Genomic DNA, 17242 nt, shown 5'->3' with positions numbered 1-17242 from the left:
TGCTTTTTAAAAAAACTTTTAAAAAAATGCAACAAAAACTGCTCTTCTCACGTAAAGAGTAATATAAAACCCGTTTAAGAAAAAACAGAGCGGGTAATAAGTTCTATACAACGTCTTACATATCTCAAGGGGGAGATTAATAATGTTTAAGAAAAAGTCAGCGTATGTGTTACCGGTTGTTGTTCTGTTGTTTCTTTCCCTCATTACTTCTGCAAGTACCGTTGGAACACGGGTAGATGCGCAAGATAGTGACAAGACCCAGCATCAAACAGTTTACTTTCATACTATGGAATCCGACCATGGCAAGCTCTCCGGTACGACCGATGAAATAAACTGGTATCAGGGTGCTGATGCCGATCGAATCTTTGCTGAAAGAGATCCAGAAGCTGCAGCAGAAATAGGCGGAGCTCCAGACAGTTATTATATTGTAAATGATGTTGATACTCTGACAACTTATCCGATTGCGGATAACGCCACAGTGACGATGCAAATTTTTGATCACACTGGCAATATGGATGACTTGGATATCAACTGGAATGAGTCCATAACCTTACAGCAATTTATGGATCAATTTAATAAAACGGATGTCATCGACTTGAGCCAGTTCCCGTATCACATCACCATTCAGGACGGCGTAATTACTTCTATCGTTCAACAATATATACCTTAAGGTGCAACATAAGAAAGAGGGTTACTCAGCAGCCATGTAAATGGCTTATAAGTAACCCTCTTTTTTTATTTCCTTAACGAATTATTGTTTAGCTGCATCCTTAACGGGAACCCCAAAATTCGGCGTACCATCTTCATTCCAATGGAAGACTTGAGCACGAGTATGACGGTTCGGATCGTACAGCGGATCGCCGGTAATTTCTTTATAATTGCGGCAGTGGTAGATGAGTACATCTTCCCCATTTTCATTTACAGTAAAGCTGTTATGACCCGGGCCATATTGTCCATTCTCTTCATTGGTCTGGAATACCGGTTCCGGCAGTTTGGTCCATGAAGTGGCATCCAGCAGGTCGCTGTCCTCATCTGCAACCAAAAGTCCCATGCAGTAATTGAAGTCCGTAGCGCTAGCCGAGAAGCTGATAAAGATACGGCCGTTACGTTTAAGCACTGCAGCTCCTTCGTTTACCTTGTACCCAATAATCTCCCAGTCATATTCAGGAGTAGCAATCATGGTCTGAGGACCGGTTAGCGTCCATGGATTACTCATTTCCGAAATATACAGATTAGAATTCCCCTCAATATTCAGGTCCTTCTGTGCCCATACATAAAACAATTTTCCTTTGTGTTGAAAGGTGGTTGCATCCAATGCAAAGGATTCCCAAGCGGTTTTTACCTGGCCTTTTTCTACCCATGTTCCTTCTAAAGGATTGGCAGATTCATTCTCAAGAGCAAACATACGGTGATCGAATAATCCATCCTTCGTCTCCGTAGTACGCGCCGCTGCGAAATAAATGTACCATTTCCCGTCAATATAATGGAGCTCTGGTGCCCAAATGTTTGCACTAAGCGGACCCGTCTCATATTTACGCCAAGCTACAACCGGTTCTGCAGCAGCCAATCCCTCGATTGTTGTTGCTCTCCGTACTTCGATCCGGTCGTATTCTGGAACAGAAGCAATAAAGTAGTAATAACCATCTGTATGTTTATATACCCATGGATCAGCACGTTGCTCCACCAATGGATTTTTATATTCTACACTCGTATTCATAATCTCTCTCCTCTATTTAAACTTTAACAATACAGAACCATGCTGTGGAAGAGTTTGAGAAATACCTTCGTTAACCACTTCCAAATCGCGGCTCTGCCATAGATCACGTATAGTATTAGGAATTGAAACCTTAAGTTGCTCGAACGACACCTGAAGCGTTAAAGCTTCATCGCTAAGATTAAACAAAGCTACATAGTGGTTACCTTGTTCATCTTCAGATGTCCAGATCGCATGCGCCTCATTTAGCGCTACCTGACTGCCGCCTTTACCATAACGATGCAGATGAAGCACTTCCTTATTGGTCAATAAAGATAATGTCCAATCATCATTGTCCCGAAGTTCTCCTCCAAACATTAACGGGGAGCGGAAAATACTCCATAGTGTCATCATGGTGACCTGCTCGTCATGAGTAAACCGCGTGAACCGGTCTCCCCCGCCATCTACAGAACGAATGCCCAGATGACCTAACGGCAGCATGTCACAATCCGGCCAATGGCCCGGCTGCACATAAGGAGCCCATTTCTCACAGCGCTCAAACATCCCGCGCAGCAAATGCCAATGATCCCAGTAATCATCGGTCATTCTCCAAAGGTTAGCGTGTCCGGCTAAGTGTTCAGCCTCTTCCACTGGAGCAGGTCCAGGCGAAAGACTGAGTACCATCTCGCGACCGCTGCGGTCAATAGCCTTACGGATCATAGCAACTTCTTCTTTGTGATATCCATAAATGCGAGAAGCGGCAATATCATCCACTTTCACATAATCCACACCCCAACTGGCATACAACTGGAACAGCGAGTCATAATACGCCTGACTGCCTTCTTTTGAAGCATCTACTCCATACATGTCCGTATTCCATGGACAAATAGAATTTGGATGAGCCACATCGCGTGCGGTTTGCTCAGATCCTAGAATGGCACTGGCTGCATGAGCAGCCTGACGCGGGATTCCGCGCATAATGTGTATGCCGAATTTCAAACCCAATCCATGTACATATTCAGCGAGTGGCGCAAACCCTTTGCCTCCCGCTGCGGAAGGAAACCGGTTCTCAGCAGGTTGAAGTCTGGAGTACTCATCCATAACCAGCGGTACAAAGTTGCGGTACTGCGAAGAATTTGCTCCAGGCTCATACCACTGAATATCCACAACTACATATTCCCAACCAAAGTCCTTCAAATGGGTAGCCATATATTCTGCGTTGCCTCTTACTTCTTCTTCATTTACACTGGCTCCGTAACAATCCCAACTATTCCAGCCCATCGGGGGCGTAGCAGCTAACAAATTTTGTGTGATGATTTTCACGTCCTTTTCAAAAACTTAGTATTCACTCCCAGCGAGGTGCCGAGGGATAGGGGCAAGTAGAGTCCTGCAATCTTGTTCTTACCTCTACGAGACAGCCGCAATAACGGCAAGTGCTACCAAATTGCAGGCCAGAGCAATCTCGGCAATGTTCAATACGCTGCAAATATTGCTCCTCCGGCGCTAAAGGTCTTTCTCTAGTGGCTATTTCTATTAAACGCTCCAGTTTTTCTGGGCTTATTCTCATGTTCTCATCACAGCTTTTGCAGCGACGGTTTTTTTCTTGGTTCTCTGACATGATGTTATTCCAGAGTCAAGACTACCACGGAAGCAGGTGGAAGCTCGCAGCTCAGCTTTTCACCTAATAAAGACGCACCCTCAAAAGCTACTGGAGTAACTGTATCCGGTGCCTCAAACGTATTGTGCGCTCCCAGCACGGAATGCGTTAAAATCTGACCTGTCACTTTGCTAAAGCTAACCTCTTCAATACCAATACTTAGCGATGCGCTGTCCTTATGGCTCAGGTTACAGAGTGAAACATATACTTTGCCATTCGTATCACGAGATGCAGAAACGCTAATCTGTGGAATTGTAAGCTCCCCAAACGTATAATCAGGGCTCTCAATAGTAACTTCAAGCAGTTCATTATCCTGATGCTCTTTGTACATTTCAAATACATGATAGGTAGGCGTTAGAATCATCTTGTCGCCCTCCGTCAGGATAAGAGCCTGCAGTACATTGACCACTTGAGCCAAATTCGCCATTTGCACACGACTGCTATGCTTTTGGAAAATATTCAGCGTTACCCCTGCTACCAATGCATCTCTGAGTGTATTCTGCTGATACAGGAACCCTGGATTCGTACCAGGTTCACTTAAGAACCAAGTTCCCCACTCATCTATAATCATTCCAACCCGCTTATCCGGGTCATATTTATCCATAACCGCTGAATGTTTAGTAATCAATTCATCCATATGCAAGGTTTTTTGCATAGTCTCAAACCATTCGGCTTCGTCAAAACCTAAAGCGTAACGTTTCTCTTCCCAGCTTCCAGGAATCGTATACGAATGAAGACTGAGACCATCCATAAACCGTCCAGCTTCGCGCATTAGCACTTCCGTCCAATTATAATCATCAACGTTGGCGCCACCAGCGATTCTATAGATCTGATTTTCACCATAATTGCGCACATATGTCTGGTAACGTCTGTACAAATCTGCATAATATTCTGGACGCATATTGCCGCCGCAGCCCCAGTTCTCATTACCTACACCAAAATACTTCAACTTCCACGGCTCTTCACGCCCATTTTCACGACGCCAGTCCGCCATCGGTGATTCGCCTTCAAAGGTCATATATTCAACCCACTCCGACATCTCCTGAACAGTGCCACTGCCAACATTCCCGCAGATATACGGTTCACAATCCAGCAACTCACATAATTCAAAAAATTCATGCGTCCCAAAATGATTATTCTCGACGACACCGCCCCAGTGCGTATTCACCATCCGCTTACGGGTTTCTTTTGGACCGACGCCATCCTTCCAATGATACTCATCGGCAAAACAGCCCCCCGGCCAACGAAGGACAGGAATATTAACTTTTTTGAGTGCTGCTAGGATGTCATTGCGGAAGCCCTTGGTGTTCGGAATCGGTGAATCTTCCCCCACATAGATCCCGTCATAGATACATCTGCCCAAATGCTCGGCAAAATGACCATATAGATATTTGCTGATCTTATTAATTCCTTTACCTGCATGTAGCTTGATCGTAGTCATCTATTCTCTTCTCCATTCTTTTGCTTACCCCAGATGGAAATTCCATTTTCATTTAATCCAGTAAATACAAGGGTCTGAGTTTCTTTCTCCCAATCCCATGACGGAAGCAATTGCACCTTCTCTATCCGGCCTCTACCCTCGACAACATCATTCCAGACCAAGGTCAGGACTCTGCATCCATCAAAAGACCAGCTTCCCTTTCCATTCGCACCTTCCAGCTTAAAGTCAGAGGATAGACTTATGACGGCAGACTGAATCTGGCCATCCGCTGAGGGGTCCATTACAATCCATTCCCACTGTCCTGCGATTAGCTGTTCTGGAATATCCTGTTCCACTTCACCCGCATACCGTTCTGGAGATACAACAGGCCAACCATCCTCTGTCCACAGAATTCGACGAATCTGTAAATAGGACCAATGTTTATCGATTTCACCACGTGCATGATGAACTATATAATAGCTGCCATCCTCATGAAGAACTGAGTTATGGCCGGGAGCAATCCAACCTGGATCTTGTCCAAAGCGATAGCCACCCAATATTTTATTGCCGACCTCATATCGGGGTTGATGCGCACTATCAGTCATATCTCGTCCGTTATAATCCACATATGGGCCGGTAATAGTATCTGCACGAGCGACACGAACGTTATAATCCTCAAACAGGGAGTCATAGGAGACGAACAAATAGTATTTTTTGAATTGCTCGTTATACACTATGTACGGTCCTTCAACTGCTCCATCTTTAATGGTGTTATCCCGTTTAGCGATCAGCGTACCAAAACCTTCTTGCTTCGGTTTGCCCGTTTCCGCATTCAGCTCAATGATATGAATTCCACCAAAAAAAGAACCATACACCATCCACATTCGCCCATCTGCATCCGTAAGCACATTGGCATCAATCGCATTCAGTGAATCTTCAGCACGCGTCTGAATCACTACACCTTCATCGGTCCAAGGTCCCTCAATAGAAGATGAAGTTTGAAGTCCGATTAGCGATTGTCTACTTCCGAAAGATGAGGCCGAGTAATACATTCGATACTGTTCACCGTATTTCACCACATCGGGTGCCCATAAATTAGTAGCCCCTGCCCATTCCTTCGCAACTTGGGGAATTCCCGGCAGCGCATAATGAACCCATTCCCAATGGATAAGATCCTGTGATTTCCGAACCATTACGCCTGGACGTAATTCTCCTCCGACTCTTATGTCCGTAGAAAAAACATAGTAACCCTCATCTGTTTTAATAATGCCTGGATCATGTGTGTTGTGAATCGTCCATAAAGACTCGATATCAATCACTGATAGATCATACATTGGCATGTTCCCCGGGGAACTTGGAAAGACAAGATCTGTTGTTTTTTTTACCATTAGATTATCACCTCAGCAATAGCAACAGATTGAGTAACAATAAATATTAAATTTAAAATGAAAAAATATGTATTCGCTTACAATATAAAATAACATATATAAAAAGCCTTGTAAATATATTTCTATAAACCTTTTTATATTTATATAAAATTAAACTCGAAATAAATGAATTATGGCGAAATAACAGCCTTTTTCTTTAGATTAATTCTTTATATGTTTAAATTTTACTAAATCAAATAAAAATCATGCCAAAAATCCCTCTTATATTCGTACATTCTACAAAATAAGGAAGTATACTTTATTTATATGCCTTATTAGTTTATAATTTTATAAAATAGTATAATTTATGACGTAATCGGAAGAAGGTATTGATAAAATGATCTATATTAAAGATTTAATGAGTGGATTAGAAATTTTTAAGGCACTAAGCTCAGAAATCAGAATCCTCATTTTAGAGCTCCTTGCCACCAATCAAGCCTTGAACCTTAATGAAATTGCCAAGAAACTGAACCTCAGCAACGGCGCCATCACCATGCATATTAAAAAGTTAGAAGAAAGCGGTCTCATTGAGATAAACACATCAGTGGGTAAACACGGTATTCAAAAGGTCTGCTATTTAAATAAGGACAAGCTTATTGTTGACCTTCGCAGCAAGGATGTTGATAATCTTTACGAAGTAGAAATTCAAGTAGGTCATTACAGCAACTATCAGGCTGTTCCAACTTGTGGACTGGCTACCAAAGACAGCATCATCGGGGATTTCGACGAGCCGCGTTATTTTGCAGATCCGCAGCGAATTGAATCCGAAATTATTTGGATGGCCGAAGGGTTCCTCGAATATAGAATTCCGAACTACCTTAAAGCCAACCAAACGTTCCGCGAAATTCAGTTCTCGATGGAGATCGGCTCTGAAGCTCCTGGGTCTAACGATAACTATCCGTCCGACCTTTATTTCTATTTAAATGGAATTGAAATCGGATTCTGGACTAGCCCTGGCGATTTCGGAGATACCCGGGGAACATTTAACCCCGATTGGTGGCCTCCGCACCTAAACCAATACGGTATGCTGAAGCTGATCCGTATCAATAATGAAGGCAGCTTTATTGATGGCTGTCGGATTTCTGACGTGACCCTTGATGATATCCAATTGGATTACAAAAGTGAACTCACATTCCGTATCGCAGTAACCGACAAGCCTACAAACAAACGCGGACTCACGATTTACGGAAAACATTTCGGCAATTATAGCCAGGACCTACTGGCACGTGTGTTGTATGATGTACATGAAGTTGGAGAGGGCCTCCCTCGTAACGCTGTTATAATAGCAGATTAACAACCCTGCTTAAATAAAAAGACCCTAGATTCAGCTAACGCTGATTTAGGGTCTTTTTGTGCTTCGTATATTTTTTCGATATTGAACCATAATAACTTTGTCTCCCAAACCACCGAGAAGGAGTGTTTCGAATGCGTGAAGGTCTAATTCCCGCTGTTCTTGGAACCGTCGTAACCGCTTCTAGCGCCGCTTTTCTTGGAAGCAAGTATAAGATGGCAGCAACAGGCGTACTTGGATTTGGTCTGGCTCATGTCGTATTGGGTGCCATTGATCTGTTTGAGCATCGGTAAGGATTGGAAGATGCCGGGTGGTATGAACACTGCCCGGTTTATTTTGTATTTCTTATGTTGGCGCAATTACAAGCTGCTCCAACAGATGATGTCATATAAAAACAGCGCTTCTCCTGATATCGGAGAAGCGCTGTTTTTGTTTGGGGCGCTGGCTGGTTGCTCCAACCTTGTCTCCATCATCTCACGTGGCTTACGTGGCTTACGTGGCTTACGCGGCTTACGTGACTTACGTGACTTACGCGGCTTACGTGGCTTACGTGGTTACGTGGCTTACTGGCTTACGCGGCTTACGCGGCTTACGTGGCTTACGTGACTTACGCGGCTTACTGGCTTACGCGGCTTACGCGGCTTACGTGACTTACGCGGCTTACTGGCTTACGCGGCTTACTGGCTTACGCGGCTTACGTGGCTTACGGACCCAGATGACGTTATTTGCATATTTTTAGCTCTTGGAGCATGTTTTCGGACTCCAGTGACGCTATCCATTGGAAAATGACCAATATTGGACGTTTTTCAAGCCAATAGCTGCAATGGAGTCCGATAGCACCCAAAATATTGGAAAATGCTGCGTATAAGGTCCGCTGGGTCCAATAGCTACTACTAATACGTATATCTGATGGTACTTGTGCATGCATGCGTGATGGGTAGTGAAAACCCACACGCTTCCGTAAAGGGTAATGCATGAGCATTCGATAGCGGGAATCCACACGCTTCCGCAAAGCGGTAATGCATGAGCATTCGATTGCGGGAACCCACACGCTTCCGCAAAGCGGCAATGCATGAGCATTCAATTGCGGGAACCTACTTGTTTCCGGCAGCGTCAACTTATGTGCTTCCAACAGCAGCATTCCACTCGCTTCCCCCAGCAATAAGCTAAAGTCAAAAAAAGGGGCTGTCCCAGCAGCTATTTTCATAGCTTATGGGACAGCCCCTCTTAGCATTTTGAATAATTATTTTATAGCTACATAAAATAATCGTTCAGCATCATCTTCTGCCTCTACCCACTCGAAATCGGCGTAGATCTTCACATCACTAAACCCAGCCTTAAGCAGCTCTTCCTTCATCCAGTTAGGATCGTAGGCGCGCTGAATATGGGTCTCTTCGAATCGGCGATAGCGATCGCTATGTCCGTCTTCACGGGCAAAAATGGACAAATGATGTTCAATTTCGCGGCGTGGAACATCCATCTCACAAGTCCAAATATAAGAAACAGATGGCTCGTCCAGAATAAAGGGCTGTTCTTCTTCATAACGAATTAGTGTGTTTGGATGATGCACATCGAACAGGAAGGTTCCGCCTTGCTTTAACCCTGCATAGGTACTGGCAAAAACAGCGCTGATGTCATCCTCTTCCAACACATAATTCAGACAATCACAAAAGGAAATCACAGAATCCACCAGCTCCGGAAGCTCCCATTCCTTCATGTTTTGTCTAATCCAACGAACACTGCCTTCGCGCAAAAAGCGCCGTCCCTGGGGATGCTCCTCCATTTTGCGCTGTGCCACTGAGAGCATGTCAGAAGATAAATCGATTCCAGTCATATGATATCCTGAACCCGCCAAAGGAATTGTAATACTTCCTGTTCCGCAGCCAAGCTCGGCTACAGTTAACGGTTTGCCGTATTTACTCCATGCGGCTTCAGCAAAGGATATCCAATCTGGATACGGCATATCTGCCATAAGCTCATCGTATACATAAGCAAATTTCCCATAGGAAGACACAATTACACCGCTTTCTATAACAACATTTTATAAATTCCGTCTATTGAATCGTAAGCTTAATCCGTCGTTTCTTCTTGCCCTTCGGTTGTTCCTTCTTCATTATCCTTAGCAACAAGATACGTCCAGTTCTCTTTTTGAGTAATATGGCCTTCCTTCATCAGCTTCCCAAGTGCACGCTTGAAGGCGGATTTACTGATTCCGAACCGTTGTTTGATAATATCTGGCGGCGTAGCATCCGAATAAGGCATCGCTCCACCTGGACGAGCATTTAAGAACTCCAAAAGTGCGGCGGAATCTACATCCATCCCCACTTCTTTACGAAGACCCATAGAAAGGTTAACACGTCCATCTTCACGGATATGAGAGACACGTGCTTCAAACTGCTCACCAAGACGCAGCAGACGGCTCCGCTCCGAGGAATGGACCATACCGATAATCCCAAAGCCTAGCACACCCGCATCCACAAGTACAAAAGTACCCATTTGCAGCGGCTTATACACTCGGGCTGTTACAGTCTGTCCCATCCAAGATTCAGGTGCAGGCAGAGCTAGAGGAGCAAGCTCCTGTTCTCCGGCCAGCTTGGCACGCAGACGCCCCTGTTTATCATGCTCCATGATCGCAAACACATAGTCCCCAACCTGCGGACGCAGCTCTGGAAGCTCTGGAAGCTCACGGATAGGCAGCAGCAGCTGACGTCCAAGACCCATCTCCAAAAAGCAGCCCAGACGCGGATGAATATCAGCCACTTCCAATAACGCCATCTCGCCCAGCGTCAGAAATGGTTTTTTCATCGTTGCCGCAAGACGGTCCTCGGTATCAAAGAAAATGAAAACTTCAACTTTATCGCCGGCTTTTACCTTCTCTGTCAGCTCCGTATAATGCAGCATAACATCCTGGTCTCCAGCATTCAGAAAAAATCCGTATGGGGAAACTTCCCGCTCTACATGAAGTGTAACCGTAGTTCCTGCAATCAGGCTCATACAGTCTCCACAACCTTGGCATCGGACCACAGACGCTCGATATTGTAATATTCACGCTCATCGCGGTGGAATATATGAACGATAACATCGCCAAGATCCATCAGCACCCAGCGTGCTGAATCCATGCCTTCAATCCCTTTGATCACTCCGCCTGCTTCATGAACCACTTTACGGACTTCGGTAGCGATCGCCTGTACCTGAATATCCGAGTTACCGTGACATACGATAAAGTAATCACTGATTGGTGAAACATTACGTAGATCTAGTGCCACGACGTTCATTGCTTTTTTATCTTCAACAGCCTTAAGGGCCAGTTCTAACAGCTTGCTTGGTTGTACACTCATATTTTATCCTCCAATATTCTAACTAAATCATTACGCGCCAGTACCGTTAAGGGGAAAATCACCCGGCGTTTCTCCAGTAACAAACTAATCGTAGAATCGAACCCAGCGACTAATCCTTCTTCCAAACTTACTTGTGCCTTCTCGCGTATCTTATCAACCCCGGGAAAATCACGCCCAGGCTCGATGTAGTCAGCTAGGCAGACGATCTTTTCAAGTAAACTCATGTCTTCACGGCCTGAGGTATGGAAACGAATCGCATTGATAATATCAGGATCCGTAATCCCATAGTCTTTCTCAGCTACAAAGGCGCCTACTTCCGAATGCCACATCTGCTTGTCATACACCAGAAGATCCAAATTTAATTGATTTTGTTCAATGATCTCCTTCATACGCTCAACCGGCCAATACTTAGCCACATCATGCAGAATTGCTGCTGTCTCTGCACGCTCAGGGTCAGCACCATATTGCTTCGCCAGTTGAATAGATGTCTCCATCACGCCGAGTGTATGCTTCCAGCGCTTATCAGGCATCTGTGCGGAGACCGCTTCAATCAGTGCTTCGCGGCTGTATGCCATACAATCCACTCCTTTGAACATAATCGAACACTGCCTCTGGAACCATATAACGAATAGATTTACCTGCTGCCGCCCGTTCTCTTAACATCGTTGACGAAATATCAACCAGTGGCATATCTGCAAGCAATACCTTTTTTGCTATAAAGTCTGGCAATGCATCTAGATCAAGAGGTGTCCCCGGACGACCCACACCAATAAATGTAAGCCGCTGCACCAGTTCTTCAATCTCGTTCCATTTCGGCAAATACTGAACCATATCCGCTCCAATGATGAAATAAAGATCGAAATGCGGATACTCCTCTTGCAGACGTCTTATGGTCTCATAGGTATAGGAGACGCCACCTCTGACAACTTCCCAATCTAATGTGCAAAAAGCTTCGTGATTCTTCACCGCTTCCTGCACCATGGCTAGTCGGTCTTCTCCAGATACACCCGCCTCATGTTTATGAGGCGGGATATGTGAAGGCATAAACCATACCTCTTGCAGCCCATAAGTATCTCTTGCGGCTTCCGCTGCCATCATATGACCGATATGAAGAGGATCAAAGGTACCTCCCATAATTCCAACTTTCAAGAGGACGACCTCCTCGGTAAGGTATACTTACAGCTATTAACGCGGCAGCTCAATGGTTTTGTTATCACGTGATTCTTTGTATAGAACGACAGTCTTACCGATCACTTGCACAAGCTCAGAACCCGATTGTTCAGCCAGAGCAGCGCCAATTTCCTTGGGATTCTCAATATTATTGCTCAGTATACTAATCTTCATAAGCTCGCGCTTCTCAATAGCTTCTTCAATATGGCGTACGAGGTGATCATTTACTCCACCTTTGCCCACTTGAAAAATAGGATCGAGATGGTGCGCCAATGAACGAAGATACCGTGTTTGTTTACCAGTTAACATAAATGAATAACTCCTTAATTAACATATATTATTACCTATTATTACCCTAACTTGATGAATCCATTTCTTACTCATTTCCACCCAAGCAATCGAGAATGGTCTGCCGCATGATTTCCGTAGGCGCAGGCTGCCCTGTCCAATACTCCAGTGCATAAGCTCCCTGATAGACAAACATACCAAGGCCTCCATGAATCGTACAGCCCCGTTCGAGTCCTTCCAACAATAGCCGCGTACGCAGCGGATTATAAATCAGATCGCTTACGACCATTCCTTTACGAAGCAGTCCAGGATCTATCGGTGTCTCATCCATATGAGGATACATACCTACGGAGGTAGTATTGATCAGCACGTCTACACCACTTAGCATTTCTGCTACTTCGTTCATGCTAATCCCGATGACATTCCCTTTGCTCCGGCACTGTGACGCCAAGTCCTCTGCCTTATCAACACTGCGATTAGCAATAATGATTGAAGAAGGCTTCTCCTGAAGTAGTGCGGCAACAATTCCTCTTGCTGCTCCACCGGCCCCGATAACCATAATCTTCACACCAGACAAATCAGAAATAGCTTCCGCTTTGAGCGAACGCACATAACCGATCCCATCCGTATTATATCCGGTGAGCACTCCGTTATCATTAACAATCGTATTGACTGCACCAACGGCTACTGCACTCTCATCTAATACATCCAAATATTGCATCACCGCAACCTTATGCGGAATCGTCACATTCACTCCACGGAAACCAAGCGTACGGATCGCTTGCACCGCATCGCCCAGCTTCTCCGGGCGGATGTGAAGCGGTACATAAGCACCCGGAATTCCCAGCGCTTGCAGCGCTGCTTCATGCATAATTGGAGATTTGGATTGTATAATAGGATCTCCCATTACACCGAGTAGAATATTACCGCTATTGTAGCCTTCGACTGCAGTTGTAGACAATAGATTATCCTCCCTCGTTAAATCATCGAAGGGCGGGTAAGCACCTTCACACCACGCGGAACATGAATGGCCACAACTGCACCTTCAGTTCCATTAACCTTAATCCAGCCCAGACCCGAAATATACAGATCGGCTCTGCTGCCCCGGTTAATCCGGAACTCATGCCGCTGCCAAGGTGGCAGCTTGTCCATCCGGTCACTTCCCGGTGGAGACAGCATTTCACCGCGATGATCCTGATAGAGGGAATCTGCGCGTTCCAGCTTCGTGCGATGGATTTTTAAAGTACCACTAATAAAGCAAGTGAAGGATTGATGCGGGCCTTGTACGAAATCAAAACGTCCCAATCCACCGAAGAAAAGAGTCTGTCCTTCGTTCAACTGATAGACTGTCGGCTTCAAAGGATTGGCAGGCATAACTGCATCCAGATCCTGACGCTCAACTAATTCACTATAACGCCAAGGATACACAATCCCTGGAGTATCTATAATGTAGTGGCCGTCATCCAGTGGAATTTTGACCGTATCGAGTGTTGTGCCAGGGTAACGTGAAGTCGTTAACTCCTGCTCTAAATCGCTATAGTCCGAAATCAGACGATTAATAAGTGTGGATTTGCCCACATTGGTAGCACCTACTACATATACGTCGCGTTGACCGCGCAACTCCGTTACGGCTTCCAGCAAACGGTCAAAACCTTGATTGCGTTTCGCACTGCAAAGTACGATTTCAGCCGTCCGCAAGCCTTCCTCTTTACAGCGCTGCTGCATCCAGTTACGCAACTTGTTCCAGTTTGTAACCTTCGGCAGCAAGTCACATTTATTCACTGCAAGAATAACAGGGTTATTGCCAACAAACCGCTGCAGGCCGGAAATCAGACTGCCTTCGAAATCGAAGATATCGACAATATGAATAACAAGCGCATTCTTCTCTCCTACTCCACTCAGCAGGCGAAGAAATTCATCCTGATTCACCGAAACAGATGAAGCCTCATTATAATTTTTAATCCGGAAACAGCGTTGGCAAATCACCGGGTCCCGTTCAAGTGCAACCTCCGGAAGGTATCCTGGTTGATCCTTATGCTCCGTCTGAAGCTTGATGCCGCAACCGCTGCACTTCTCAGGACGCTGTGTTTCGCTTTGTTCGTTCATTACTATTTATCCTCCTCGTGCCACAATCCTTTTTTGCGAAGCCGTGTCAGAGCAACCCGCTCTACCCGGCGATTAAACCTTGTGCCGAACCCCTCGTCCTTGACGGAGATTGGCAGTACCAAAACAGTATACAGGCCAAGGCGATTGCCGCCGTATACATCAGTAAGCATTTGGTCTCCCACCACAATCGTTTGTTCAGGGGGCAGCTCCATCTGCTTCATCGCTTTGAGAAAAGGAGCATTACTCGGTTTACGAGCCTGGTGCACAAATTCAATATTAAGCGGTGTTGCAAAGCGGGACACCCGTTCCATGTTATTGTTAGATACGATGATGAGCTTAAAGCCCAGTTCCTTCACCTTTTCGAACCATAACAACAGCTCCGGAGTAGCCACAGGCGCTTTGGCACCGACCAGTGTGTTATCCAGATCCGTGATGATTCCGCGATATCCCTGTCTATACAGCTCGTCCAGAGCAATATCGAATACCGTATTCACCCGGAGTTTGGGAACTAACATTTCAAACAATACGTTCACCTCGATTTCATACAAAAAACTATAACATACTCCTTGCGCATCGCAAATAAATCTGTAGCTATACTTTCACGCAAAGTGTTATTTCTTGGATCTCATTTTTCTCCGCACCCACAAAGCTTCAGTATACACGCTCTGCCAGTCTTTGTCTTCAATAACCTCAGGGCTATATTTCGCCTTTTCGAACATTGTTAGTAGTGAGTATAGATGATCAGCCACTGCCGGCCGTTCTCCACTCCAGCGATCTACGGCTTCACGTAAAGTTTCGTGTTCTTCTTTTAGCATTCCCTTGCGATGCAAATACCTTACCCAACGTTCAGTTTCCGCCACTACTTTCTGATCTGGCGTTAAAGGCCGGCCATTGCGCAGCTGCTGCATGAAGAAGCGAAGCTTAAAGCGTCTATGCCAAACTATAAAAATCGCCCAGGACAGCAAAACCACTACAGCTGCCACAACAACCCATAGACCTACATGAAACCCTTGATCTTCTTGTGCATTATTCACAGGCGCTGGTGTAGGTTCTGCCTGCTCTTCTTGATCTTCTGGCTCGACTTCAGGGGTTTGCTCACTCTGAGTTAGAAGCGGAATATTAAATCCAGGTGTAGCTTCAACTGGAATCCAACCATAATCACCAAAATAAACCTCAGCCCAAGAGTGGGAATCCGCATTGGTAATTGTATAGTTATTATTCACTGTGCCTGATTGCTGTTGTGCCGGATTCATTGGGATTTCCGGCTGTTCCCCAGGTGCGTACCCCTTAACCCATCGTGCAGGGATGTTCAGAGAGCGCGCCATAGTAACCAGTGCCGTAGAATAATAATCACAGTAACCTTCCTTTAACTCAAACAAAAACCCTTCTACAAAATCGTTGCTTGTGACACGTGATATATCTGGATTATTGGTATATGGAAAGGTTTGTTGTAAGTATTGTTGCAAAAGCGCTGTTTTTTCATACGGCGTTTTTCCTTCAGCCGTGATTTCCTCAGCCAGCTCCCTGACTCTTTTAGGAAAATCGTTAGGCAGTTGAAGAAACATTTTCTCCAAATCGTTCCCTTTATATAGCTCCTCATACGTCTTTGTTGTCAATTCTTGAACAGGAATTACAGGAACCTCAGACGTCACCTCAAAAGTAGACGGATAAGCGAGTTTCTTCCCATCCACATCCCAGATCAGCTCGCTGTCTCGGCTTCTCCAGGAGAGTCCATCTCCAGCTTTTTCCCCATTTAAAGAATCCACCGAAGATACTGAATAAGTGCCAAATAGTACGGGAAATTCATTATTATTAAGCACGGTTACTGTTTGTTTCAGTGTTCGTGTATTTACTTTAGAACCCACACTGCTCTCTAAAGCTTCACCTACATCTACCGCTTCTAGAGGTCCCCGATTTAACCGATCTCTATCGACCCAACCTCTTCCGGAATATAATCTGCGCGTTTCTCCCCGCATATAAATACGCAAATCAGAAACCACTGTCATCACCGGTGTATAATCGAAGGTAAAGCCGCCACCTAGTTGATCATCATTCAGACTGTAGCCTGACGATGTATTGTTAGTAGGGGAGACAGAACCCATCTCAGATTTCGTGGTCCCAACTGTGCCCTTCCCAGAAGACTTCCCAATCCCATTCCATTCTTGCCAAGCGGTATAAGGATCGGTTAGGGTAGGCCTTACCCCAGGCATATTCACTCCAATTAGGATGACCAAAGAGAAGACGATGGCAATATTAATGACTATTTTCGTGGGATATTTCAGCAGATGCACCCAACCACGCGGATATTGAAGCTGGAAGCTTCTCAGATGCTGGCTGACCAGCCAGCCCATCCCCGCAAATACCGTCCAGGCTACTTCCTGCCACAAAACAATAGATGTAAAGGAATCCAAGGCAGCCAAGGCCACTATGTTCATTCCTATAAACCATAAAATACGTCTTTTTGAGGATGCCCACCAAGACGACAACAGCAGCAGGGCTGAGGCTCCGAGAGCAAACCAGATATAGGGCACCATATGAACTGCAATATCCTGCAGTCTGTCCGGGAGGGTTGTTGCCCAAGGATCAGCAACGTATATACCATAATTGATAAGTATCCGATAAACGATATAAATAATAGCTGCCGCTTCAATAAAGAGCCTTATCTGAACTTTTACAGGAATTATGATTTCAATCACAGTGATCGTTATTAATGCAACCCACACAACAGCAGTTGTCTGTCTTAACCAGATAGGTTCCGTATAAGAGACCCACTGGTGGGCTATAATCAAAAGCCACAATAGACCTAAAGAACGGTGCCAGGAGAATTTCATCTGATTCCACCAGTTTCTCAT

20 protein-coding genes are annotated in these 17242 nt (G+C 45.2%); 5 read left to right on the top strand and 15 right to left on the bottom strand.

Annotated elements, in window-relative coordinates:
* Window positions 1–142 precede the first annotated feature (142 nt).
* Window positions 143–670 carry a hypothetical protein gene (locus MHH63_RS27605; protein ID WP_076310665.1) on the top strand — a complete coding sequence of 176 codons (528 nt, stop codon included), beginning with the start codon at window positions 143–145 and terminating at the stop codon, window positions 668–670.
* Between the two features lie 81 nt (window positions 671–751).
* Here the strand turns inward: MHH63_RS27605 and MHH63_RS27600 are convergent, their stop codons facing one another.
* Genes MHH63_RS27600 through MHH63_RS27580 form a run of 5 tightly spaced genes read right to left on the bottom strand, consistent with a single transcriptional unit; the run spans window position 752 to window position 6158 of the window.
* Window positions 752–1717: a glycoside hydrolase family 43 protein gene (locus tag MHH63_RS27600; RefSeq protein WP_341172302.1), complete on the bottom strand. Its 966-nt coding sequence runs from the start codon at window positions 1715–1717 to the stop codon at window positions 752–754.
* Window positions 1718–1729: 12 nt separating this feature from the next.
* A complete protein-coding gene (locus tag MHH63_RS27595) occupies window positions 1730–3007 on the bottom strand; it encodes a glycoside hydrolase family 27 protein (RefSeq protein ID WP_143759877.1) in 1278 nt (425 codons plus the stop codon).
* Between the two features lie 31 nt (window positions 3008–3038).
* Window positions 3039–3311 (bottom strand): DUF6171 family protein, encoded by a 273-nt coding sequence (locus MHH63_RS27590; RefSeq protein WP_076106144.1) that lies wholly within the window; start codon window positions 3309–3311, stop codon window positions 3039–3041.
* Window positions 3312–3315: 4 nt separating this feature from the next.
* The gene (locus tag MHH63_RS27585; protein WP_076125169.1) at window positions 3316–4791 is read right to left on the bottom strand and encodes an alpha-N-arabinofuranosidase; all 1476 of its coding nucleotides are present in this window, start codon (window positions 4789–4791) and stop codon (window positions 3316–3318) included.
* Entirely contained in the window at window positions 4788–6158 is a 1371-nt protein-coding gene (locus MHH63_RS27580) for an arabinan endo-1,5-alpha-L-arabinosidase (protein WP_341172301.1), read from the bottom strand. The genes MHH63_RS27585 and MHH63_RS27580 overlap by 4 nt, the downstream gene beginning before the upstream one ends.
* 376 nt (window positions 6159–6534) lie before the next feature.
* On the opposite strand from MHH63_RS27580, the gene MHH63_RS27575 reads away from it, so the two are divergent.
* The 4 genes from MHH63_RS27575 to MHH63_RS27560 all read left to right on the top strand — a co-directional run bounded on the left by MHH63_RS27575 (window position 6535) and on the right by MHH63_RS27560 (window position 8658).
* Window positions 6535–7491, top strand: coding sequence for an ArsR/SmtB family transcription factor (locus tag MHH63_RS27575; RefSeq protein ID WP_076309664.1), 957 nt, complete (start codon window positions 6535–6537; stop codon window positions 7489–7491).
* A gap of 131 nt (window positions 7492–7622) precedes the next feature.
* Window positions 7623–7781, top strand: a complete 159-nt coding sequence (locus MHH63_RS27570) for a hypothetical protein (RefSeq protein ID WP_036675694.1) — start codon at window positions 7623–7625, stop codon at window positions 7779–7781.
* Entirely contained in the window at window positions 7768–8094 is a 327-nt protein-coding gene (locus MHH63_RS27565; protein WP_341172300.1) for a hypothetical protein, read from the top strand. The genes MHH63_RS27570 and MHH63_RS27565 overlap by 14 nt, the downstream gene beginning before the upstream one ends.
* A 417-nt stretch (window positions 8095–8511) precedes the next feature.
* Window positions 8512–8658, top strand: a complete 147-nt coding sequence (locus MHH63_RS27560; protein ID WP_179089392.1) for a hypothetical protein — start codon at window positions 8512–8514, stop codon at window positions 8656–8658.
* 73 nt (window positions 8659–8731) lie between these two features.
* Here the strand turns inward: MHH63_RS27560 and MHH63_RS27555 are convergent, their stop codons facing one another.
* The 10 genes from MHH63_RS27555 to MHH63_RS27510 all read right to left on the bottom strand — a co-directional run bounded on the left by MHH63_RS27555 (window position 8732) and on the right by MHH63_RS27510 (window position 17242).
* Window positions 8732–9502, bottom strand: coding sequence for a class I SAM-dependent DNA methyltransferase (locus MHH63_RS27555; protein WP_038569469.1), 771 nt, complete (start codon window positions 9500–9502; stop codon window positions 8732–8734).
* Between the two features lie 56 nt (window positions 9503–9558).
* Window positions 9559–10482 carry a CvfB family protein gene (locus MHH63_RS27550; protein WP_036675697.1) on the bottom strand — a complete coding sequence of 308 codons (924 nt, stop codon included), beginning with the start codon at window positions 10480–10482 and terminating at the stop codon, window positions 9559–9561.
* Window positions 10479–10826 carry a ribosome silencing factor gene (gene rsfS / locus MHH63_RS27545; RefSeq protein ID WP_036675699.1) on the bottom strand — a complete coding sequence of 116 codons (348 nt, stop codon included), beginning with the start codon at window positions 10824–10826 and terminating at the stop codon, window positions 10479–10481. The genes MHH63_RS27550 and rsfS overlap by 4 nt, the downstream gene beginning before the upstream one ends.
* The gene (yqeK, locus tag MHH63_RS27540) at window positions 10823–11401 is read right to left on the bottom strand and encodes a bis(5'-nucleosyl)-tetraphosphatase (symmetrical) YqeK (protein WP_076125176.1); all 579 of its coding nucleotides are present in this window, start codon (window positions 11399–11401) and stop codon (window positions 10823–10825) included. The genes rsfS and yqeK overlap by 4 nt, the downstream gene beginning before the upstream one ends.
* Window positions 11373–11975, bottom strand: coding sequence for a nicotinate-nucleotide adenylyltransferase (locus MHH63_RS27535; protein WP_076125178.1), 603 nt, complete (start codon window positions 11973–11975; stop codon window positions 11373–11375). The genes yqeK and MHH63_RS27535 overlap by 29 nt, the downstream gene beginning before the upstream one ends.
* A gap of 36 nt (window positions 11976–12011) precedes the next feature.
* Window positions 12012–12305 (bottom strand): ribosome assembly RNA-binding protein YhbY, encoded by a 294-nt coding sequence (yhbY, locus tag MHH63_RS27530; protein ID WP_036675703.1) that lies wholly within the window; start codon window positions 12303–12305, stop codon window positions 12012–12014.
* Window positions 12306–12372: 67 nt separating this feature from the next.
* Window positions 12373–13191 (bottom strand): shikimate dehydrogenase, encoded by an 819-nt coding sequence (gene aroE, locus MHH63_RS27525; RefSeq protein WP_081386436.1) that lies wholly within the window; start codon window positions 13189–13191, stop codon window positions 12373–12375.
* Window positions 13192–13262: 71 nt separating this feature from the next.
* A complete protein-coding gene (gene yqeH / locus MHH63_RS27520; RefSeq protein ID WP_076125182.1) occupies window positions 13263–14390 on the bottom strand; it encodes a ribosome biogenesis GTPase YqeH in 1128 nt (375 codons plus the stop codon).
* A 2-nt stretch (window positions 14391–14392) separates the two neighbouring features.
* Window positions 14393–14914, bottom strand: a complete 522-nt coding sequence (locus MHH63_RS27515; RefSeq protein ID WP_036675921.1) for a YqeG family HAD IIIA-type phosphatase — start codon at window positions 14912–14914, stop codon at window positions 14393–14395.
* Window positions 14915–15001: 87 nt separating this feature from the next.
* Window positions 15002–17242, bottom strand: a complete 2241-nt coding sequence (locus tag MHH63_RS27510; RefSeq protein WP_341172299.1) for a transglutaminase domain-containing protein — start codon at window positions 17240–17242, stop codon at window positions 15002–15004.

The organism is Paenibacillus sp. FSL H3-0310 (assembly GCF_038002785.1).
GTDB classification, from domain to species: Bacteria; Bacillota; Bacilli; order Paenibacillales; family Paenibacillaceae; genus Paenibacillus_AQ; species Paenibacillus_AQ odorifer.
Note: the sequence above shows the minus strand (reverse complement) of the source record. Positions and strands in the feature narration are given on the sequence as shown.